Source organism: Klebsiella sp. K-3, assembly GCF_051207495.1.
Lineage (GTDB): Bacteria > Pseudomonadota > Gammaproteobacteria > Enterobacterales > Enterobacteriaceae > Klebsiella > Klebsiella aerogenes.
This window is the reverse complement of the sequence record NZ_JBPNXF010000001.1, coordinates 1-22,269: the sequence shown is the minus strand read 5'-3', so window position 1 is coordinate 22,269 and position 22,269 is coordinate 1. Positions and strand designations below refer to the sequence as shown.

At 53.5% G+C, this 22,269-nt stretch carries 18 protein-coding genes, 1 tRNA gene and 1 pseudogene; 1 reads left to right on the top strand and 19 read right to left on the bottom strand.

What is annotated here, in order from left to right:
• The first annotated feature begins 6 nt into the window (after positions 1-6).
• Positions 7-82, top strand: a tRNA-Thr gene (locus ACSEMK_RS00100).
• Between the two features lie 204 nt (positions 83-286).
• Here ACSEMK_RS00100 and tssG read toward each other — a convergent pair.
• The 19 genes and pseudogenes from tssG to ACSEMK_RS00005 all read right to left on the bottom strand — a co-directional run bounded on the left by tssG (position 287) and on the right by ACSEMK_RS00005 (position 21,909).
• Entirely contained in the window at positions 287-1,354 is a 1,068-nt protein-coding gene (gene tssG, locus ACSEMK_RS00095) for a type VI secretion system baseplate subunit TssG (RefSeq protein WP_430914459.1), read from the bottom strand.
• Positions 1,318-3,102 (bottom strand): type VI secretion system baseplate subunit TssF, encoded by a 1,785-nt coding sequence (gene tssF, locus ACSEMK_RS00090; RefSeq protein WP_430914460.1) that lies wholly within the window; start codon positions 3,100-3,102, stop codon positions 1,318-1,320. Before tssF ends, tssG begins: the two co-directional genes overlap by 37 nt.
• A 7-nt stretch (positions 3,103-3,109) precedes the next feature.
• The gene (locus ACSEMK_RS00085; protein ID WP_430914461.1) at positions 3,110-3,511 is read right to left on the bottom strand and encodes a hypothetical protein; all 402 of its coding nucleotides are present in this window, start codon (positions 3,509-3,511) and stop codon (positions 3,110-3,112) included.
• Complete coding sequence (locus ACSEMK_RS00080; protein WP_430914462.1) at positions 3,481-4,815, bottom strand: phosphatase PAP2/dual specificity phosphatase family protein; 1,335 nt, start codon at positions 4,813-4,815, stop codon at positions 3,481-3,483. The genes ACSEMK_RS00085 and ACSEMK_RS00080 overlap by 31 nt, the downstream gene beginning before the upstream one ends.
• Entirely contained in the window at positions 4,808-6,571 is a 1,764-nt protein-coding gene (locus tag ACSEMK_RS00075; RefSeq protein WP_430914463.1) for a bifunctional alpha/beta hydrolase/class I SAM-dependent methyltransferase, read from the bottom strand. The genes ACSEMK_RS00080 and ACSEMK_RS00075 overlap by 8 nt, the downstream gene beginning before the upstream one ends.
• Positions 6,568-7,200 (bottom strand): lysophospholipid acyltransferase family protein, encoded by a 633-nt coding sequence (locus tag ACSEMK_RS00070; protein WP_430914464.1) that lies wholly within the window; start codon positions 7,198-7,200, stop codon positions 6,568-6,570. Before ACSEMK_RS00070 ends, ACSEMK_RS00075 begins: the two co-directional genes overlap by 4 nt.
• 9 nt (positions 7,201-7,209) lie before the next feature.
• Positions 7,210-8,139 carry a phosphatidate cytidylyltransferase gene (locus ACSEMK_RS00065; protein WP_430914465.1) on the bottom strand — a complete coding sequence of 310 codons (930 nt, stop codon included), beginning with the start codon at positions 8,137-8,139 and terminating at the stop codon, positions 7,210-7,212.
• Positions 8,132-8,734: a CDP-alcohol phosphatidyltransferase family protein gene (locus ACSEMK_RS00060; protein WP_430914466.1), complete on the bottom strand. Its 603-nt coding sequence runs from the start codon at positions 8,732-8,734 to the stop codon at positions 8,132-8,134. Before ACSEMK_RS00060 ends, ACSEMK_RS00065 begins: the two co-directional genes overlap by 8 nt.
• Before the next feature lie 32 nt (positions 8,735-8,766).
• Positions 8,767-9,288: a type VI secretion system lipoprotein TssJ gene (gene tssJ / locus ACSEMK_RS00055; protein ID WP_430914467.1), complete on the bottom strand. Its 522-nt coding sequence runs from the start codon at positions 9,286-9,288 to the stop codon at positions 8,767-8,769.
• Positions 9,285-10,028 (bottom strand): annotated as a pseudogene (locus ACSEMK_RS00050) (type VI secretion IcmF C-terminal domain-containing protein); the annotation flags it as partial. The pseudogene ACSEMK_RS00050 and the gene tssJ, both read right to left, overlap by 4 nt.
• A gap of 27 nt (positions 10,029-10,055) precedes the next feature.
• Complete coding sequence (locus ACSEMK_RS00045) at positions 10,056-12,638, bottom strand: ImcF-related family protein (protein ID WP_430914468.1); 2,583 nt, start codon at positions 12,636-12,638, stop codon at positions 10,056-10,058.
• Positions 12,619-13,764 carry a hypothetical protein gene (locus ACSEMK_RS00040; protein WP_316425248.1) on the bottom strand — a complete coding sequence of 382 codons (1,146 nt, stop codon included), beginning with the start codon at positions 13,762-13,764 and terminating at the stop codon, positions 12,619-12,621. The genes ACSEMK_RS00045 and ACSEMK_RS00040 overlap by 20 nt, the downstream gene beginning before the upstream one ends.
• The gene (locus tag ACSEMK_RS00035; protein ID WP_430914483.1) at positions 13,761-14,018 is read right to left on the bottom strand and encodes a PAAR domain-containing protein; all 258 of its coding nucleotides are present in this window, start codon (positions 14,016-14,018) and stop codon (positions 13,761-13,763) included. Before ACSEMK_RS00035 ends, ACSEMK_RS00040 begins: the two co-directional genes overlap by 4 nt.
• 2 nt (positions 14,019-14,020) lie before the next feature.
• A complete protein-coding gene (locus ACSEMK_RS00030) occupies positions 14,021-16,366 on the bottom strand; it encodes a T6SS phospholipase effector Tle1-like catalytic domain-containing protein (protein ID WP_435336264.1) in 2,346 nt (781 codons plus the stop codon).
• The gene (locus ACSEMK_RS00025) at positions 16,354-16,860 is read right to left on the bottom strand and encodes a DUF3304 domain-containing protein (RefSeq protein WP_430914470.1); all 507 of its coding nucleotides are present in this window, start codon (positions 16,858-16,860) and stop codon (positions 16,354-16,356) included. Before ACSEMK_RS00025 ends, ACSEMK_RS00030 begins: the two co-directional genes overlap by 13 nt.
• Before the next feature lie 160 nt (positions 16,861-17,020).
• Complete coding sequence (locus ACSEMK_RS00020) at positions 17,021-17,797, bottom strand: DUF4123 domain-containing protein (RefSeq protein WP_316425244.1); 777 nt, start codon at positions 17,795-17,797, stop codon at positions 17,021-17,023.
• Between the two features lie 9 nt (positions 17,798-17,806).
• Positions 17,807-20,191, bottom strand: a complete 2,385-nt coding sequence (locus ACSEMK_RS00015) for a type VI secretion system Vgr family protein (RefSeq protein ID WP_430914471.1) — start codon at positions 20,189-20,191, stop codon at positions 17,807-17,809.
• Between the two features lie 37 nt (positions 20,192-20,228).
• Positions 20,229-20,930: a type VI secretion system protein TssL, short form gene (gene tssL, locus ACSEMK_RS00010; RefSeq protein WP_430914472.1), complete on the bottom strand. Its 702-nt coding sequence runs from the start codon at positions 20,928-20,930 to the stop codon at positions 20,229-20,231.
• 352 nt (positions 20,931-21,282) lie between these two features.
• Positions 21,283-21,909: a helix-turn-helix domain-containing protein gene (locus ACSEMK_RS00005; protein WP_430919392.1), complete on the bottom strand. Its 627-nt coding sequence runs from the start codon at positions 21,907-21,909 to the stop codon at positions 21,283-21,285.
• Positions 21,910-22,269 lie beyond the last annotated feature (360 nt).

The window sequence follows — 22,269 nt, the reverse complement described above, 5'->3', positions numbered from 1 at the left end:
TTCAGGGCCGATATAGCTCAGTTGGTAGAGCAGCGCATTCGTAATGCGAAGGTCGTAGGTTCGACTCCTATTATCGGCACCATTTCAACGTCTATCCCCATCGATGAAACCCTATGTCTTTATGCGGATCCAGGCCGTATGGGCATCTGGAGAATTCTCCAGGTAACCACTCCCACCACGTCTCATGCCAGACAGGGTCTGCGGTATTTTTGTTCTCGATAATCACATTTATAGTAGCTGTGCCGTCAACACTCACTAACCCGGTATCTCGGCTTCGCAAACACAATTAGTCTTCCTCGAAACCTTTTCCTCGCAGTTTTCCCACCTTCGTGCGCAACGTCTGCGGCATCTCGTCTTCGTTATCATCTCTGAGGCCTGACATGATGTTGTACCCGATAAAAAGCCCCGCTTTCCCCAGCCCTGGACGAGGTAAAATGCGAGTGGGAACGGTCAAATATATGTCTGCATCGTAGTCACACCCCAGATATGCTTTCAGCAGCGCAAACACATCCTTGCGCAGTTGTCCTTGCGGCCACCAGCCTTTGGCCTCTTTGGCATCCTCGGTGTACATTTCAATGCGCATGCAGTAGTTAAGGGTTTCCACTTCATCCCCCATAACGAGGCGCTCGCTCAGCGCCATAGGATTCTTCAGCGTCAGGCGTGTGCGCTCATCAACTGACATGGTAACCGGGTGATGTGGAAAGACTTCTACCCGTGTACTGAGAGCCTGACTGCGTATCACAGCGGCCACCCCTTCCGTGGTCAACGTGGTATGCATCATCGGCCCAAGGATAGCCAGCAATCGAGAAGCGGGTAAATCATCCGTTTGTGTTATACCGGCCAGCGCCATGAGGCTACGGGAGAATTTATCCGTTCCCCCTTCTTCATACGATGACGGATAACTGTACTTCCGCTGAATACGGTAAAACTGCGTCATCATCCGGTGATTGAAGATATCCAGAAATGCAGCCATCGCATCAGCCCCCTCTCGCCCCTGATTGATATCATCAACATAGGCCGTCGGAAGCGGCGAATCCACGCCATATAGCCCATGGAATGTTGTTCTGACCGTTGGCGGGTCATCAGGATGAGCCGGATCGGTTTCCGTTTTTTTCAGTTCACTGGTCGGAAAGCCGAGATGTGGGTCGGGACGGAACCGAACAGCATCCTGGCTCAGCTTCCCCGCTGCACCTAGCTTTCTGCCGCTGAATTTCTCCACTAGCTCACAAAAGCGGTAGAAATTGAACATGGCCGTCTGGTCTTTGCCCTCTTTATCCAGCCAGAACGGTGGCAAACTCTTTTTTTCGTCTGCTGAATTCACATCAACACCCTGTGGATCGTGCGCATAGGCCATTCCCATTTCGTCCCTGACTCAGCCAGAGTGACCGTCAATTGAGTAAAACGGGCAATGCTGGCGTACTGCGTAAAAAATTGCTCTAGCAACTCGCAGAACAATCTCGCGTCCCCAATGCCACTGAACTGCGTTTCATCCAGTTCAATACTAATATGTACGCCGTGCCACTCTTCCGCCGAACTGTATGCCTGTTTATAGCTGACGTGACTTACCCCATTGATACGGCGAAGGTTATCCTTATCCTCTGTCCAGTTGAACAGCTGCAACACCACGCGAAGATTTTTGGCGCTATCGATCATCCGGCTTAGAGCACGTGGATGCAGCAAAGCCATCGCATGCCACTGATATAACTCGGACAATGGTGGATAGCACGGCATAGAGGGAGCCTGCCTGGTTTGGCAGCATAGCGACTGGTTGCCGGCGGTCGTCATACCATCAAACACGGCATTATCCAGCGCCATACGTGGGTAGTTGCCGTTGGTACAGGTGATGTTCAAAAACAGCGTCGCATTTTCTTCCTGCAGATCCTGTTCACCCGCCGTCCCTCCCAGCATCAACAATGTTTCATGCATTCCGGTAACACCCCGCCAGATACGGGTGTGGAAGTAACGTTCAGGCCAGCTATCTTTACGCTGCAACATCCCGCCCTTGTGCCAGAACTGCCGAAACGGCACGTACTGTCGCTTGTCCAAGGTTTCACTTGCAGCCATCTTATCCACACTGTAAATTTCAGTGTGATGATCGCGCAGCCGGTGTGGACGAAGCCGGTAATCCAGTTTTGCGGGTTCCACCTTCAGGGGTTCAGCGTTGAGCGAAAACAAATTGATGAGCGGTACACAGTGGATACGCAGAGTATCCTCCGGCACGGAAATATCCCGGTTCAGTGGCTTGCTCAGATGAAGTTCCAGCTCAAAATACTGACAGTCTTCCCCGAGCGGCAGCGTTTCAAGGCCCGTCAGGGTAAAGAACGCAAACCGGGCCGGGAAGCTGAAGTATTCCAGTAATGGGCGAACCTCCCCGCACAGCGCCGGGCTTTCACTCTCCGGCCAGACTGAGGACCAGTTTTGCTGCCAGCGCGACGACAGTTTGCCGTGAAACGGCTGCGGATCGAGATTGCCTGTTTGCGGCAAGCGCACCGTGATATGCGAGACATGATGCGTCAGCGCCAGATACAGCATCGACTGTAAGGGGCGATCGCCGTGAATGTAGAGCGAAATCTGCCTCAAATCCGTCTGCGATGGATCGGCGTACTTACCAAATGAAAACTTCAGCGCCAGCACCTGGTGACCATCCGGATGCAACTGCTGTCTGACGTGATGCAGCGTCAACGGGTGCAGTACCAGTTCGTCGGTCGTGCGGTATGGGCAGCGCAGGCCGGTATCATCCATTGGCCGGGTCAGCAATGTTGTGCCTGCGGGGATAACCACATCCCTGACCTGCGCAACCATTTCCGGGGACAGCTCGACTACGGCCATCGAGGGCTGTGTCCGGTTGGCTATCGGCAGCAGATGCCCCAGCAGCGGCTCTGTCAGCTCCGGGATATCGTCATCAATCTGGCGACGCAACCGCGCCATCATCAGCGCAAAGCCCTGAAACAGCCGTTCGACAGACTCATCAGCTTTATGAGACTGTCGGTCGATGCCCAGCCGCCGACCGGTCTCCGGGTGTTGTTCAGCAAACTCACGCGCCGCCGCCCTCAGCCAGCGCATTTCGCCGTCAAAATATTTCAGAAAATCATGGTCATTCATAGGCTGGTTAATCCACCAACGTAAAAGACTGGTAAAGGACTGTGCACAGTGAGGCGACCCACAGCGCCATTAGCGAGAACATGGCCCGGTAAAAAAGGTTTCTCGCCCCACGCCAACGTTCAGCCAGCGTACGAGTGTTACCCGTCTTTTTGGCCCACAAATGCGCCATACCGTTATCAAATTCAGCGAGATCGCTTTCACTCTCAATGAGCTGAAAAAGTCGTTCATCCAGCCATATACGCCAACAGTAATAATGGGTCAGCAAAAAGAGTCCCATCAGCAACACGCAATCGAGTGAAAACAACAGGTTAAAGAGCAACACCAAAGGTGGCAGCGTCAGGGCAGCAAAGTAGCGCCAGCTCGACAGATGAATGTGCATTATTTGGTGGGTCTTAGTGATATCTGACATTGCAGCTCCTTGCTGAACGTTTCCAGAACCTGAAGATGGGCGGGCGTAAGCACCACCTGAGGCCGCCGGGATTTGATTAACGCCACGGCCTGCGTGACCGACCCGGCGAGCCCTTCACTTAGCAGCCAGGCCGCAACAACCGTTGCACTGCGGGATAAGCCTAAGGCACAGCATACCAGCACACTTTCATGTTCTTGCTGCAGTTGACTGAGCTTCATCACGGCCTGGTGGATGTCCCGGACGCCCGGCACCACCAAATCCATAAGCGGGTAAGCCTCCCAGTGCTCTGCTTTGCGGCGGCCCTTATGAAATTCAGCCGTCAGATCGAAAACGGCGGCCTGCGTCATGGTTCTATCCGGAAAGCGACCCAATGCCACGCCGTCATTAACAACGTTGCTCAGAGATATCCGTCGGGAAAACCATTGTTTTGAAAGCCATGTCCCGACTAAATAGGGGAACAACATCCAGCGGGCAGAAAGGGATAAATCGCCGTGATTATTTTTCTGAAACACCGACACTCCGAGCCCGGTATAGCCCGCCGCCACCATCAATAATGCCGCTGCAAGCCACAGCAAAATGAAGCCGTGGGGGATCCACAAACCCGCCAACAAAAACACTATTCCACCAGCACCATATTTCGCTGCGAGCCGTACGGCGTGCGCTGATGGGCGCTTCCACCGCCAGTGGCCTTCAACCGGAATGGCATAGCTAATCACCACGCCGACCACAAACCCGCTAACGACATCGATGAAATGGTGCTGCCAGGTGGTAAGCACAGATACCGCTATCAGCAAAAACCACGCACTGGAAAGCAGCTTTGCCCCCCTCCCCAGATGCTGACGAAAACGCAGCCACAACAGCCATGTCAGAATGATATGCAGCGACGGAGCCTGGTTATAAGGCAAATCAAACTGTTCGAGCTGTTGAAACAGCCAGCCAAACATCCCCTGCGTTTCTGGGCGCATGAAAGTGAATTTCAGCGGAAACAGGAGAAAGCCGACGCAGGCAATAAGTGATGCGGCAAGCAGCCGACAACCGTGACGGGTCAGCTCCTGCTTTGAAGTACAGATAAACAGCGAAATGCCATACAGTAGGTCAATACTCCAGTAAGGTACGATGGTCCAGGGCATAAACGGGATAACATGTTCCCACCCGAGAACCATGCTTCCCACATCAGGACGTGTAGCCGTGAACTGATTCACCTGTCCATAGCTGAAGAAAAACAGCGGTCCCAACAACACCAGCCAGCACAGCCCCAGTTTCCAGAGGCTGGCGTTGTTCTGTATAAGCGCGGACTCAGCCATGCTGCTTTCTCACGGCCAGCGAGACGGTGAAAATACCAAACTCATCAATCACCTGGTGGCATTTCTCGAAGCCCGCCTGCTCCACCAGCGTATCTATCTCTTTCTGCGTGCGCACACGCATCATCCACGGAATGCCGTTCTGGTGGCTGGTTAAGGTATAAGCGATAGTTTTTAACTGCGGATGCCACGGCTGCCCGGTGTAGACCAGCATGCCACCAGGTGGTATTGCCGCAGCCAGCCCGGCGAGCGAGGCTTTGATTAAGGCGTTATCCGGGAAGAGTTCATATAGCCCGGAAACGATCCCCAGTGTAGGAGCTGGCCCAAGTGTAGCGAGAGAGTCATAGTCAAAAGCATTGCCCTTTTTGAACTGAGCGACATGGCTTAACCCTCGCCCTTCAATCATGGTCTGGCCTTTCTCAACGTTCAGGTCGCTGTAATCACGCAGCAGGATACTTTCGATATCCTGATGTTTCTCCAGCGCGTCGAGCACATAGCGACCGTGTCCGGCTGCAATATCCACTACACGTACCGGCATATCACTCTCTTTCAGCCGGGCGACAGCCTGCTCTATGACCTGCTGAATATTGACTTTTCGTACCCGGATCCCCTGCCAGCCAATACTGCTCAGGTAGTGTCGGTCAATCATGCGCCCCAGAATACCTTTGCCTTCCGGATAGTTACGGTACACATAATCCAGCGTACTGCCGGAATCAAAACCCGTCTCGTAGCCCAGACGCATCCCTTTTGACAGTCTGCCGATTGTTTTCATGCCATAGCTCATTGAGGAATAGAACATCCCCTCCAGCGAGAGTGCTTTTGGCGGTGCCTGCAGTTCGCGGTACGCGTCGGCACTCGGGCTCCACTGGTCTTCATGGCTGTAATCGAAAGTGTAAGGTTTTACCGCATAGAGTTTGTCGATAAAGGTTTTCATTTTATCGAAGGCCATAGCCCTGTCTTTTTCACCCAGCGTATCGTGATAGAAACCGGGTAAAATATGCTGCTCTTTGATAGAACTTCGCAGACCGGCGTAGAATTGTTTTTGCGGCTTCGCATGCACGACAAAATCATCGCCAGAGATAAGTAATTGGGTCGGCAGCGTAATGGCGGCAGAGTCGGACACAATGCGCTCAGCCGTTTTGTAGAGATCGAGAAGAATGTTCACCGCGATTGCCCGTGTGATGAGTTTATCCTGTTCAAAACTGGCAACACGCTCCGGATCGTGGGTAAGGAATTTCCCTTTCACGTAGGAGTTGACGTAGAACAGGCCACGGATCCGCTGCATCAACCCAAGGCCCGTTCGGGCGAACGGCACATACAGTTTGACCTTAAAGGCCGGAGAAGCCAGCACCATCCCCCGAATTTTCGGCGCATAGTCGTGAACCCAGGTAGAGACCAGTACCGCCCCCACGCTCTGCGCAATCACTACGATATCCTCAAGGCTGACCTGCGCGTCCTTCGCCACAAAACGCACAAACTCATCCACGTCCAGAACAGAGCGAGCCAGGCTCGGGCTGTAACCACGATCGCCCGGCGATTGACCGTGACCGCGAGCATCCCAGGCGTAAAAATGCGTATCGGGCATATCCAGCTCATCGACAATGTGCTGCAGACGCCCGGAATGTTCATGCCCGCGGTGAAACAGCACGATCACTTTCTTACCGTTGCCTTCCGTTGCAGGCCAGTGGCGAAAATAGAGCGACTCTCCATCGCTGGTTGCGAATGTACTTTCCTGAAATAAACGCGCTTCCTGACTCATGTGATTTTCCTTGTCACCTGCTGTTGTAATGTGACGAAACGAGTGAATAACGATTGTTTAAAAGTGACTTTATCCGCGTCGTAAAACAGCGGTTCGTCGATAAAGATGTCGATAAAAAACGGCACGGGGATTTTCTGCCCTTTGCCCATTGAGCGCTCCAGACCGTGCATGTAGACGGGTATAATCGGCACCTCCGGACACTGCTGGCTTAAATGCCAGATGCCGGATTTGATCTCTGCGAATTTCCCCGGCTCGCCGCGCGTGCCTTCAGGGAAAATAATCACAATTTTCTTTGCTGCTAGTGCATCGACACAAGCCTGCAGCGGATTGGCCTGATGGGCTCCACGATAAACAGGAATGATGCCGATGACCTTCAGTGCAAACCAGCCAATCACTTTGTTTCGCAGGAAATAGTCTGCCGCCGCCACGGGCTGCACGTTCACCAGTGTTGAAAGTGGAAACAGCGTGAACAACGTCAGCACATCCAGATGGCTGTTGTGGTTCGCCACGATAATCGCCGGGCCTTCCACAGGCAGCTTTTTGCGGCCTGACACGCGAACGCCCAGCCATATCCAGACCACGGGGTACGCAATACACAACGTAAAGATCCAGCGCAGAAAACGGTTCATCTGCGCCCCTTATACATAGAAGTAGTAATAGAAGTGGAAGAACAGCGGCGCGGTGTAAATCAGCGAATCCAGACGGTCAAGGATGCCGCCGTGCCCCGGGAGCAATTTACCGGAGTCTTTCACACCAAAATCACGCTTGATGGCCGACATCACCACATCGCCGCAGAACCCGCTCAGGCCGATAATTACCCCGGCACCCAGCGAGTGGTTCCAGTTCATCGGCGTCAGCAGCGGGCCGAAAATGGCCGCCAGCAGCGTGGTGGTCAGCACGCCGCCCAGCAATCCGGCCAGCGTTTTATTCGGGCTAACCTTCGGCGTGACCTTGATTTTGCCCAATGATTTTCCCCACAGATATTGCGCAATATCGTTAATCTCAGTGGTCGCGACCAGGAATATAACCAGCAGTGCGCCCGCTTTGATATCCACGCCTGGCAACATCATCAGGAACGCGACGTGGCTTAAAGCAAAGACCGTTGTCATCATGCCCCAGTGCATGACGGAGGCAGAGTGTAAGAACCCTTTAGTATCGCCAACGAGCACCATGCGAGCAGGCAGGAATAAGAAAATGTAAATCGGGATGAATATAATAAACATGCCGTACCACGACATCCCCACCCAGATATATTGCACCGGGATCGCGGCATACATCCACAGCAACGGCACGCTGTCAGAGCGGCGTGTCGGGGCCAGCGTCAGATATTCCTTCAGTGACAGGAAGCTGAGAAATCCGAAGAAGGTGAGTGCCAGCCCTTTAGGCGAAAGCATCGCCAGCGAAAATAAGCCAACGATGACCCACCAGCTGTTGATCCGCTGCTGGAGTTCCAGCCAGTCACGCTGTGGGCGGCACTTTTTTAAGACAAAGATAATGGCGGTCGCCAGTACTAAAACGCTGAAGATCCCACCAAGGCAGTAATACAACGTGTGCAGGGAATCAGGCATTGGCGACCTCCAGCGCACTGCGACAGCGGTTGATTGAGGTCCAGGCCAGCAGCACAGCCGAGATACCAAAGACAATATTGGCGACGATGATGTACTGCGGCCAAAGCGCGATAAACAGACCCAAAGCCCCCAGAACAAAGGCACGGTCACTTTTACCCATCGGGCCACGATAATTTCGGCTACCCGTCAGGGTCTGGGCAGTGATGCCGCAAAACTCTGTCAGCCACGACAGCAGTACCACCAGCACAACCAACCACGGAGTAACTCCGGTCAAAAAAGCAAACGCGAGATAGAGTGCAGCATCAGCGATAATGTCGCCTACCTCATTGAGAATGGCCCCAAGCCTGGACTGCTGGTTAAATTCCCGCGCTAACATGCCGTCGATAGCATTCAGCGCCATACGGAAAAATAAGAAGATCGGCAATGAGATAAAAAACAGCGGTTTCGGGAAACACATCAGTACGCTGCCGAGCAGAACCGAGGCCAGCATTGCCAATAGTGTTACCTGGTTTGCCGTCGCACCTATGGCATGCAGCCTGACGACGGTGGGTCGAAGTAAATTTTGAAACTTAGGTTTGATGTCATACAGCGTCACGTTATGGCTCCTGCCTTGTGTTTGACGGATTTCTATCTCAGTGGTCGTAAAAACAGGGTGTTATCCCTTACTTCAATGACGCGCGGCTCATCCGGGTCAAGTAAGACGCGGCTCAGCACCTGCTTCCAGGTGCCACGGGTTCTGTCCGGCTTGCGGAACAGACCGACCACCGCCACAAACTGCGCTTTTTCATCCATTGGAATATCGAGGTTGACTGTCTGACCCGGATAAACACTCAGTTGGCGCTGTGTCAGCAGCGATTCCTTCAGCACCAAATCCGGCTGTGTCAGCAGGTCGGTGTATTCCGTGTTATCAAAGGTCTTGCGGTCATTCAGTTGCAGGACGCGGATACGCAGCGGCATCGCTTGCTGCGCGTCATCCGCGTTAATGCCACCTCGGGCGGTAATGGTCAGGTGTAGCGTCTCAACCTGGCGATAGAAAATCGCTTTCGCTACGCTCTGTGTACCCTGCTTTGTTTTCTGGTACAGGCCACAGCTACTCAGCAGCAATAGTGGCAGGCATAACCACAAACGACGGAATGGCCGGATGTTCATTGTTCACCTCCAGGGCGGATTCCCGCATCAGCAGCGCCACCGGACGAGAAAATCTGTGATGGCAGCACAAACCCGCGCAAGTCTAGTAGTGACAGCGGCCCTTTCCCCAACTCCGTACGCAGCTGGTAGTTCAGCGCCACACCATCCGGCGTTACCCAGACCACGCGGTACAGGTTGTCACCCAGCTCAGTGACCAACGCTTTATCCAGCAGGCGAATGAACCCCCAGCTTCCCGGCTCATCGGAATAAAGACGTGTGCCGGTTTTGATAGTGCGCCATGTCAGCGTGGTCTGGGGTTGCCAGCGGTTATCCGGCCAGCTCAGCGTTTGCCAGCTTTCTTCCTGGTTGAAATATTGAAGTTTCTGACTGTCCACAATCAGGTCTGATTCGACCACATCGCGGGACGGCTTCGCCATCAGTTGGAAATGCAGCGACACGTCGCCATGCGCAAAGGCGACATTCCCTACACGAGTCAGGCGGTTGAGAGCGTCCAGAAACGCCGGATTGAAGGTCAGGCTCTGACTGTTCATTGCGTCCGGCACCCACTTATCTCCTTCAAGACGCAGCAGGCCACCGAGGCGGGTTTGGATAAACTGCGCAATACGCCCGGTGTCCATTCGCATAAACCGCGCCAGCTCAGCCAGTGAAGCCTCACTCTGACGGTCGGTAAATGGATAGCGGTCCGCGAACGACGCATTCCACGGCGTCACGATATCGCTTTGCCACTGGCTGTTAAGGCTCTGCGAGGTTGGGGAGAGTACCTGCTCCTAGGCCTGGATCATCGGCTGCACAAAAACCGTCTGGCCGAAACCGCTCCACTCCTGACCGAGACTCGCGGCGATCAGACTGCCGTAGTCGCGGGTATCGGTCAGATCAACCGCCTTACCCTGAAACACCGTCAGCGCCAGTGACTGCATCATCGCCTGTGGGTCAGGCGCGTTCGTCACCTGCTGAAGCCGCAGACGAACACGGGTAATGCGGGTGAGGAAGGTTTGTAGGCTCAGGCTATTCTGTGAGCCATCCCCGTCCGACAGTAACAACAGCGGACCAAAGGTCGCATCCAGTGGCCCGTGCGCCTCATTTCCGGAGTGCCGCATGGCAGCATTCGCTTTTTCACTGTGGATCAAATTTTTCGCTGAACTCACCAGGGAGTCCGTCAGATCGCCTCCGATCTGCCCGGCACGCCCCTGCACTCTGAGAGTATTCATCAACGCAATCAGCGGTGACTGCCGCACATCAGCCAGCAGAGTCAGTTGATCAATTGACTCCGATAAGCTGCCTGCCTGATGCCATTGCAGGCTGTTGAGGAATTTAAGCCACGCTCCGGAATAATCAGAGAAATAGCGCGCCGTCAGCCGGGCTTTCAGCGTATCCGGGGAAACCGTGCTGGTGGCATCGCTGGAATGCTGGGCATCGCTGAGCACCCAGTCAATTTCTTCCCGCCGTGATTTCGCCAGTTTCTCGATGGCGGGCTGAACTTCTTCCTCCCAGGCCTTGCGCGTAAATACACCGGGTACGGTAACATCAGTGCTGAACAATTGGCTGCTGTCCGAACCATTGACCATGGCACTCAGCGACATATCCGCATAATCACGGGATACCTGTTCAATCATCTTTTGATAGCGAGTGGATTCTGCATGACTGGCGCCAATCTGGCGAAGCAGGGCAGAGCGCATGCCGCTGACCAGCCGCATATCCGGCATGATTCGCCATTCCAGGTGTGCCGGAAGGTTCTGCATCATAAACGCCAGCATGCTGTTACCAACCGCTCGCCATGTGCCATCCTGCACACCCTCGCGCTGCGGCCAGAATTGCGTCACCGTCGAACTAAAGAAAGCCGGTTCGGCTTTATCCGGGCGGGAAAGCATCAGATAGGCACGAAGCTGGTCATATATCACTTTCGACTGTGAAGCTCGCTGCAGATCGTCAGGCGGCAGATTGCGCCAGCTGTTCATCAGCGCGGACAGATGCTGCGCTGACGCATCCCGCAGTAGCGGCATCGCCGCCTGCCGCCAGTACGGCCAGAGCGCGTCGAGGACGTCATTGTTTCGGCTAAGGCCCATGCGCATATACCACGGCGCGCCGTACAGCTTGCGGTGTTGCAGGCGTTCAATTTCATGCTGCAGCTGGTACAACGCCAGCAGTTGCTTCGCTAAAGGCTGGCGGGTATTGACAGCATTCAAGGCCAGCGCATGGTCGGCCTGCATCAGACGTTCGTTAGCAACCCAGGAGAAAATACAGGCCGCCAGCCAGAACGTCAGCAAACAGGTGCTAATCAGCTTTAAGCTTTTATGCCACGATGCTCCCGTCGCTCCAGGTTTACGCCAGCGTTGTGCGAGTAAATCCAGCCACATGTTACCCGGCAGCCAGGCATGGCGAAGAGAAACATTTCCGGACGTTGTCACAGGGCTGAATGCCATCCCGGCCAGCGACAGCGCCATGGCTCCTTCCCCCAGCTGTGACAGAGTCTGCGTCAGGCGAGCGTTCCCCCCCTCGCGCAAATATTTCGCCAGCTCTAGCAGAAAGGAGTGCTTTCGATTATTAATGATCTGCTGCATCCCCTGACGCAACAGTGCGCTTTCCAGTTGATTCATGGAATCACTAAAATCTTCAGCCTTATCGCCCGCCGCGACCAGGAATCCAATGCCCTGCGCGGGTAAGCCAGCTTGCTCCCACTCGAACGAGTGGATCTCCCACAACCATAGCGGTACTTCCCAGCCGAGCGCGTGATACTGCTTTCGCAGTTGGCGCGCCGCAGTATCCCTTATATCGTGAGTCAGTTCAGTTTCAGCATTCACCACCCAGACCATCGCATCTGCCAGACGACGGCGAATTTTACGCAGCGCTTTCAGGGCTGAGACATCGGGTTCATCAACCGGATTCCCCTGCCACAACAGCACGGTTCGGTGGCCTTCAACCCAGAGTTGCGTGGTCAGGCCAGGAACGGCCTGCTCTACATTACTTTCCTCGCCGACCATCAGCAGAATACGAACTTTACGCCGCCAGAGACGGCCATACTGGAAGCGCATCTGCGTGGTAATGTCTTTTACCAACTGGTTTTCCGGCGCGCGCGTGGTCTTGCTGTTGGTCTCCCCCGTCGCTTCCCGGGCTTTCAGTCTGACCAGGGCTTTCCAGGCAAGAATAAACGGGGCGCAAAACCACACCAATACCATCCAGACGAGGCAAGCGCGGAAGATTATCTTGCCCGGCAGCAGCGCCGGCAGATCAACACTGCTACCAGCGAAGTAATACAACAGCGCCCCGAGAGTAACCAGCAGGGTGATAGTGATGATGTAGCCAGTCACAAGCCAAAATAAGGAATGACGAGGCTCAGTGCGCGAGGTTTCCACGGGGAACGCAAACTCCTGTAATAAATTGGGATTCCGTAAATGTTGTCGTCCAGCCGCAGGACTTCCCCTGAAGGGCTGACAGCAAGGCCAGGGACTGCATCACAAAAGGCGTAACCGGCCCGGCCTGCCCCAACCACGGCATCAGAACGTAATCGACGGCTGACCAGCCGGACGGCAAAAGGGTATCCATTGCGGATGAATCGGCGGCTAGCATCCCGTCAGGCACACCGTGCAAGCCGGCATAGCGACTAAGCTGTTCCGTCAGTTGAGTCGGCGTTTCCCCCGTCTCAGGCTGGAGTATTTCGCTGCGCGTCATCAAAGCTGCCGTCCGGTGTCCGCACAGCCAGGCAAAACCCGCTTCCGAGGCGGCGTATTCCGCTGACGGTGTTGCCTCCCCGGCCCCTGCGCAAAGCAGCATCGCCTGTTCATCGGCGGGCATGGCATCAATAACGTTGTCCAGTTCGGCAGCGCTTTGCAGATGAAGCGCATCTTCCGGCAGGCGAATGCCATCGAATTCCAGCGCCTGGCTGAACGCGGCCAGGCTCTGCTCATCTCCCAGCCAGCAAAACACCTGTATTGGCCGGGCTTCATCAGCCTCGCGCAAACGCGCCAACACCAGACGGGCGAGAGAGCGGGACAGCAGAACAGTCCGGCTTTCCCTACCTCCCAGCCCCAGCACCTTCGGGCAATACAGTCGCGCGTTACCCTGCGGATCTTCGACCGCACCGGGAGTTGCCGGAAGCGGTTGCGACAACAGCGCCTGATGGTCAGACTCTTTATCGCCTACTGCCGTCATCAGCATCACAGCTTCTACGGGTAACATACGCGAACGGTATCGCCACCAGGCCTCGACGGTTGATGCGGTCGCCTCCCGGTGCGTTTCGCGGTTCGAAACGGACTGAAGCCAGACCAACCAGCGCAGCGCGACGGCAACCAGCCAGACGCTCAACGGACATCCCACGCTCCAGAACCAGAAGGAGAGCGTTCGGGTGGGTTTGCCTTCCGGCCACAGCAACATCGTCGCCAGTGCCGCCAGGAACAACATCACCGGCAGCGCAATCCACCATCGCCGCCAACAGACGGGATGAAGTTCGGCATAGTCAGGGTAACGTGGCGGGAAAATCATCCATGTACGTCCATCGCGCTCAGTGAACTGACCAGCGTACAACCGCAGGCGCATTGGTGCCCGTCGAGCGCTACCGCTTTGCCATTAATCGTGCTGCCCGGCGCTCCCTGGGCGATAGTGGTCATGCCATGCTTATTGCAGCGGGCTTTATCCCCCACGCAGGCCACCGGTTTGCCGAAGGCCTCATAGCGGCCGCTCAGCACTTCGCCGCCGTGTTCCCTGAGCATATCCCCTACGCGAATTAGCTTTTTCAGGCTCATACCACTTTAGCTCCTGCTTCTTTGAGCATATCAATTGCCGAAGCCATCATGGTTTGGTGCCGTGTGGCGATGGTCTGACGGCTGGCCTGCGCCACCAGCAAGCCCGGATCCCGCGTGGGTTTAAAGAGCTCTGCGGCGTTATCAAGCAGAGGAACCGGTTTACCTGTCGCATTATTAATAATGATGCGCTCCATACCGTAAACGCCTGCCGCAACGCCGATGCCTTTAAGGGATTTGTGTTTGATGGTATAGGTCGCGCCAGCGGCAATAATGGCAACCCCCAGTAATTGCCCCGCGACGGAGAGCAGATACTGATCCTTATTGCTCTGGGAACCAAAGTAGATTGAACGATAAAAGAAATAGCTTCCCCAGGGTTCACGGGTGCCGAGCGTGGAATACATAAACCAGGCGCGGGAATCATGTATCTGCTCATCAAACAGCGCAACAACCTGCGCCATCGCGGGCTCGGTTACGACATCTCCCTGTTTTGACGTAAATAATCTGCCGTATAAACGGTCGCCATCGCCTTTGATCCGATCGTACTCGGCCTGCTCATCATCCGTGTTGATCAGCCAGACGGCATATTTGGGGATCGTGTGGATAGCGAACTCCCACCCGTTCTGCGGGCGAAATTCGTCCAGGTAGTCGCTACGAAACTCTTCTGCTGCCTCGCGGAGTTCCGTCTTATCAATGGTGGGTTCAAAGGCAGGCCAGCCGGCCTGATCCGCCGACGCAGAAGGTGCTGATTTAGCGTTTTGTTTTGCTGCGTTGCGGATTTTATCTATCTCGCTCTGTCGAGCGTCACGCATTTTCTCATCTTGCTCCAGCTCCTCTTTGGTACGCTCGGGCGCCCCCAGATAAAACGGCTGGGTGACATAGCTCCGGAAAGCATAACGCCCAATACGCCAGGCAGTGATCCAACCGATTTGTTCGATAACGGCATCTTCCAGTGACTGGCTGAGACGATGCGGATGGTAGCCGTAGACGCTATCGGTTTTAGCATCCGCTGGTTTTTCGGCAATGATGGTCTGCCGCCAGGCGTTGAAGCGTTGGATGAGCGACTGACTGAAGTTAAATTCATTTTTTATCGCTTCACTCATGCCTCTCGACGGAGTTTTTGCCCTGACTGAATCAGGAATATATTCATCAGGAACAGTAAGTGGAGCCCCCGCAGCAAATGCAGCGGCATAGAGATCGTGCAAAACGATCTGCGATAAAACCTTTCCAGGGTTATTGGGATCAGCTTCATCAGCCATTCCCTTTCCCTGTTCGCCCGGTGGGTAGCCACCGCCAATATCGGAATGCACACCGGGATAAACCACTTCCATCGTGGTCGGCGGATAGATGCCCTCCGGGCGGCGAACGGAATCCAGAGGAAAACAGAGGCGCTGTTCATGGGCTGATACAAAGTGCCGGCAGCACTTAATCAGGTTAGGAAAACATGCGTCATCGGGTAACTGTTGCGTGCCATCCGCCCATCCCATATGCCCGTCGCACATGGGAGCCATATGGGCTACGCCAACAGAAGGTACGGTATCCAGGAGCCCAAAAAATTCAATGCTCAGAGGGATCCCCAGAATTGACTGCTCAGGTTTATCCGCCCCTTCTGGCGTTTCAAACAATTCTGTCAGCCAGTTAACAAAAGTTCGGGCTTCGGCTGCACCGCGGGAAAACCCATAGATAAACAGCTTTATTTTGAGGATCTTGGGTTTGGCGGTTTCATCCTGGGCTTTGGCACGCATTTCTGCATTCAGAAATTCATAGAATACCGCCTTGCGATTGGTATCGCCGCTTAAAGGCCAGCGGGCGGCCATTCCAGACAGCTTCCCTTTTGCTTCAAGGGCTGTAATGCGCTTCTCTTTTTTCGAGAGCGAGAACATTAAGGCATCTGCCAGCATAAGCAACGCCCAGTTAATACGGTTTTCTCCGCCCGTGGCATATTTTAACCCGGCGTCGCTGTAGTCCATTTCACCTATCTCCGGGAAAGCGGTCCCTACTCCGGGCATGTAGTAGGAATAATAACCGTCACCTTCAGCCTCTTTTGCATAAGAAGCATGGAAAAGCTTAGCAATATTGGTCGGATGGGTTGGGTTAGCACGGTGAGTATCGTTGTTCTCGTTATTCCCCGTACCGTCAAAAAAGAAACTGATATGCAGACTTCTTGCACAAGTAAAGCCAGCCCCATTTCGCCGTCCTGTTTGCCCATTGAAGGTATTAAGGTATTCATCTTCTTCTCTACGCTGCTTTAGATAATTATCCAGTACGTCTTTTTGCGCCCCAGGTAAACGCCCACTCAAAGGGAATGACGGAGGAACCCAAGCAGACGCTTTTATTTCTGACATGTTGCGGGCTCCTGCATATTCATCGGCTCTTTAATTGGGTAGGAATAGGCACCGTAGCCGGCTACACCCGCATAAATTTTTACCTGATGGCAAGGAAGAAAATGGACGTTAATGCCCGCACTCTCCTTATATTGCGGAATGGGAACATCAGCACTATAGCGAAGGTATTTGGCCTTATGCTGTAGGTACGCCTTGTTATAAGCATCTGTTCCCAAAGGCGGTAAATGAGCTTTTGGGTTAGGATCAACCTCCCACTCAATATGTGCAGTCATCCCAGGCCGCCACTGGTCCGGGATCATAACGCAGCACACATTTCCATTTAGCGTCGCATGGTAGCCGTTTACTGAAAACCAGTTAACGTTCTGCCCGGCAACATGGTTGTATCCGCCGATATTCCCTGCGCTCGACTCGCCAGCCTGGGAGGGCGAACATCCCGATAACAACACTGACACAAATAAAGCAATGCCCCGGATAATCCATTTTATTCTGTTCACCCTTCCTCCCTGGCTTGAGCGTTTGTTGTTTTCCTACATTGCAAATCGAATCAATCGATAACAACACGACATCTATCACTGCAAAAAATAGTGTCCAACAGGGAAAAAGAATTCATAAGCCAGTTTCTATCGATTTTTTGGTACCTGCGTAATAGACGCTTCATATATTTATCACCTCTAATTCTGCATCGGATGCCAAATCACCTAAATATCCTTGCTGGCTTGCCTTTAAAGCTACGGAAAGGCAGTACGAAAAATGCTCCTCTTTCCCGCCTTGCGAAGATAACCGCCTCGCCAATAAAGCTTCTGCATCACTAATACAGCCCATCAGATCTATCTGATCATCGCCAACTCGCCCCAATTGAGGGTTATTTGCCAGTTCGCGTGCAGGAGAAAATGTTCCCGTTTTCCAGACGATCTCGCCGTCTCGGTCTCTCCAGCCCCAGAACAGCGCGATATCCGTAAATGCAGCCTGTTGTTCTGCGTTAAGAACGTGAGTAAGTAAGGATGGGAACACGCGGTTATCGTAATAACGCAGTAAGCCGGTCTGCTCTTCCCACTGTACCTGCGACAATGCCTGCAAATGGCGGCAGAGCAAATCAAAGGCCAGAGGAGATATCAGCAACGTCAGGCGCGGAGTACCAGAGAAGTATTCCAGTAACTGCTCCAGCCACATCCGGTGGCTCGTTAGCGCAAAACACAGCCGCATAACGACCGGCGAATATTCCAGCATTCCCCCCTCCGGGGTTCCTTCGAACAACTCAAACCAGCGCAGATCGGGAGATAACTGGCGTAGCGCATTTTGCAGCGGCTGGTTGGTTCCTGCCTGATCGATCAGAATATCAATATAGTCCTGTCCGGTAGCAGAACAGAGAGACTCACCCTGCTGCATCCAAAGCATATGCTTTTTGGGTGTTATCAGTGGTGTTGTTGTCATCAGATGTCCTTATCCTCGCGGCGCAAATGCGACGGCTTCTTCCTGCGCTTTCTTCAGGCAGTCCTTACACACCGACTTAGGGAGTTCCGGCAGTTGGGTACCGACACTCACCGGCGCATCCCAGATGTGCTGACCTTTAAGGCTCAGTGTCCCCGGCGTATGGATCTCGATACTGCCCTGCGGGGAGATGCGAATCGACCCACCGCCGCAGCCCAGCACAATGCCGTTCTTCGCCGCGAAATGAAGCTCGCCCTGCGTGGACTGCACGGTGACATCCTTCATGGCCGTTAGCGCCATTAAATCGCCATGAGATTCGATGGTCAGCGGCCCCTTGCCAGACACCATGCGCAGCCCTTCCTGCTGCGCGAGCAGTGAAATGGTCTGGCTGGCGTTCAGGGAAATACGCTCTCCGCTGGCAATATTGACTTCCCCCTGGCTTTGCAGGTGCAGCGTCTGAGCGCTATTTATCAGAACGGATTCCCGGCTAACTACCCCAATCCCTTGCGGGGCGCTCAGCAGCATGGCCGGAGATTTCAGTTGATCGGCGGCGGCAAGATAGCTTTTCAGATGCGTGGTATCAGGTTGAAGGTTGTGATGCGACTGGGTGATGGTACGCCACTCGGCCATCTGGTTGACCGCACCTTTGACCAGGCAGATTGCCGCAGACATTTCCAGCACCTGTCCGCTTGCCGTGGCCTGCGCATCTGCGGTCAGGAAAAGCCCTTTACCCGCCCGGAGAGTTCCTGTGCTGTCGGTTCGCAGTTCAAAACCCTCACCGCGTTTGTTACGCGAACTGTCAACAATATGACCGAGCGTCAATTGGCTCTTGCCGCCATATTCTGTCGAAATTTTAACGTGCTCAGCCCCGCGCCGATCCTCAAATCGCAGTTTGTTGTTCGCAGGAGTCCTTAACACGTTACGCTGATAGTTATAGAGGTTGACGTGATCTTCATGTCGGGAATCATGCATAGCGCAGAGGATGTACGGCCTGTCAGGATCGCCGTTAGTGAAGGCAATCATCACCTCCGTGCCGGCAATCAGCGGGAAATGCCAGCCGTAAACGTTCCCCGCATACGGCCTGGCAAGGCGTACCGGAAGGCTTTCAAAACCAGACCGCCAGGTAGTATTGAGATCGAACTGGAAACGCACCCGATAGCGCCCGGTTTCATCCAGTTCAGCATACTGCGCGTTTTCAACCGGACTGGTGACTCTGGCGAGCAGCGTACCGGCAATGTGCGGCCTGCCCAGCAAAGGTGGACGATATGAGAGGTGCAGACGATGGGGCACGGCAGTAAAGCTGATGATGTAGGCGGTATCGCGGGAGACGCGCTGTGACGAGGTCGATACCACTAATAGCCCGTCCGGCGCTTCCTCCCAACGTTTACCCTGTGGATGAAGAATCATCCCAGGACGGATCGTCATGCCGTTTGATTTGCCGTCAAAGACAACCTGTTCTGTTACCAGACGTTCACGACGACGCTTAACAAACCAGCGGCCTTGCTCCGGCTGTTCTGCCGCCTGCCTGCCCTGCTCTTTGTAATTCTCGCCGTAGCGGTATTCTTCGCCAATGAGCGCAGGCATATCCAGATCGGTTTCCAGATGCGCCTGCAGATCGCTTTGGGCTTCGCGATAATATTCATCGTTCACTCGCGTCTGCCCGGCAACCGAGCGGCGGTTGATTGTCATCTCCCACAGGGATTCAAGACCGCCATCGAAAAGCCCTGATGGATGACGGTAGGCCATATTCTTCTCTTCGGCGAAAGAATGCGTGTAGTCTCCGAGAACCAGCACATCCCGATGATTCTCTTCATCCCAGACGAAATAATAAAATACGCCAACATGCGCCAGATGACGCTCAATAAAGGATAAATCGCTTTCTGCATACGAGATATAGAATTCGCGCACCGGATACTGGGTTTTCAGCGCATAACGATAGTCGAGGCTGGAATATCCCCAACGCTTCAGGATATCTTCAACGACACCAATGACGCTTTTATGTTGATACACCGCATATGTCAGGCTATGACGTAATAACGCCAGGCTGGCTTCCAGCACAACCACATAACGAGTGATATCAGCAGTTCGTTCACACTGCTGAAAAGCGGTAATAACACCACGCATGACGCGGGGTTCGACCGCTTCCCATGGTTTACCATCAGGATAAAAAAGGAGTTCTGCGGTCGTGTTAATTAACACATCTGCAGGAATATCAGGGGCTTCACAGGTCAGTTCAATGGAATAACGCCACGGGGTATTTAACGCTTCGTCGCCGCTAAAGCGAAGGACAGACAGTTGAATGTCGGGGCGTCGCTTGCTTAACTCCGGTATGTTCAACTGGTAGTGGTTATACACCGGAATTTTGTTTCCTTTGAGGATATATTTATTCTTATTCATCACCTGCGTCTCCCTGGTCAATTGTTATTAGCTGTTATTAGCTCAGCGTGAACCATTGTCCGAGCAAATAATGCAGATGGGCGCTCATTGCACAGGTAATGGCAACAATAAGCAGTAAGCCCAGTCCTCTCATCAACCAGGGGAAACGTCGCCAGAAATGAATATCCGGGCGAAAGTTACGTATAAAGACAGGAGAATTCATTTTTTCTTTTGTTGCAGGCAAAAGCGCGCTCAGCTGCTTAAACATAGATTGTCGTTCTTCATTTTCTTCTCCACCTTCCCTGATAAACTTCCCCTGATAGCCCAGCAAAAGCATTCGGTGATAACAGGTCACAACAGCTTCTGAGGGAACGGCTTCGTGCAGCAGGTTCTTGATATGTTCGTAGAAGAACTCACCGCCATTTAAGTTTCCAAGATAGCGCCCCTGAAGGGGTGTATTCTTCCACCAAAGAGAAACATCGATATCCGGCTGCATCATTACCGCTTCATCCAGAAAAACACAGTGAGCAAACTTAATTTCACTTGCAAGCCCCTCAGATGCACCAGCTGCAAACAACGCTTTCTGAACCTGCTCAATCATATTCTCGCACGTTTTATAAAGCGTCTGATCAACGACAACGGCAGGCACATTACGAATTGCCAACGCGAGCAACCATGTATCCTGAAATATTTCATCAATAAAGGATGTCGTAATAGATTTTGTTTGATTGCCGCTCTCTATTTTTCCCAGAGAAGCCATGACACCCTGCCTATAATTAATGAGGAACTTATGTTTAGCGATGGTATTGGCGCAAAATCAGGCGGGCAATAAAATGGATGTTACCAAATGTAACCAAACAACGAACTTATACTCTAAAAGCTTGTTGCACGAGGAATATCAGCAAATCAAAGAAGAACACAAAATATTTCACCAGGGCATTAAATTATTAACCCTTTAATTTATTTAAAAGTTAAACAAATTCATCAGCATTATATATGACATCTAACTATTCCATATGGCTATTTTAGAAAACCTAATAAAAAGTCAAACGCAAAACTCGCTCAAAACAATCTGTTAGCAAACGAGTTTAACCTAATGACTAAAATAACGATCACTCCACCCGATACGCCGCAATCATTCGCGTCGTTCTGGTCAGACTATCCGCCACCTCCACTTCCGCAGTCGTAATCGCCATCCCCGCAGAACGCAGCGCCGAAATATCCGCAGCGATTCGCTGGATACCAAACCAGAACAGTCCATCCAGCGCATTGACCTGCAAGCCGCTTTCCAGCGCCAGACGTAACCGCTCGCGCGGCGCCTTTATCTCTTTTGCCAGCTGCTGATAGGGCGCGGCGGAAACCGCATCCGGCCCGCTGCGAATAATCCGGCTCACAAAGCGATAACGAAACTCATCCGGAACGGCGCTGAGATCGGCTTTCAGGCTGTAAACGCAGCCGCGCTTCTTACCATTAATCACCACGTTCTTTTGATTCAGCGCCAGCGCATGGCGTAAGCGATCCACCAGCTGCGGGGCGCGGATAAGTAATAAACGAAACGGCAGTTCGAAGCTGGTGGCGTAGTCGACATTCAGCAACGCAGTACGCAAACGCGTTTCACTGTTTGCCTTTTCCTGCTGACATTCAGCAATGACTTCCGCCCACTGGCGGGTAATACGCGGGGATTCGTTGCGCTCGATGAACTGAAATTTTTCAATCTGATAGTCAATACGTCCAGCCATTGCCGTTCCCTGTGGTTCGCCATCTCGCTGATAGTTTTCAGCAGATTGCGTCTATTCGCAAGTAACGGCATTGAGCAATTTGCCAATGATGAAGCGGGCCCTCTCCCGGATAGCGGCGCGCTGCGCCTTATCCGGGCTACCTATGGCTCTGGGCCCACCCATTGCACTGAATCTGTAGGCCCGCGCAAGCAGCGCCGCCGGGCATGGGCACAGGTTGGGAGCCGCCTGTACGCCGGATGGCGGCTTCGCCTTATCCGGCCTACGGTCCGTGCGGCCTGCCTTTAATTTATTCACCATGCTGACTGAAACTGCCGGTGTTGGTGGCCTCAAAATCGCTGAGACGTTACCGGAAGGCCGGGA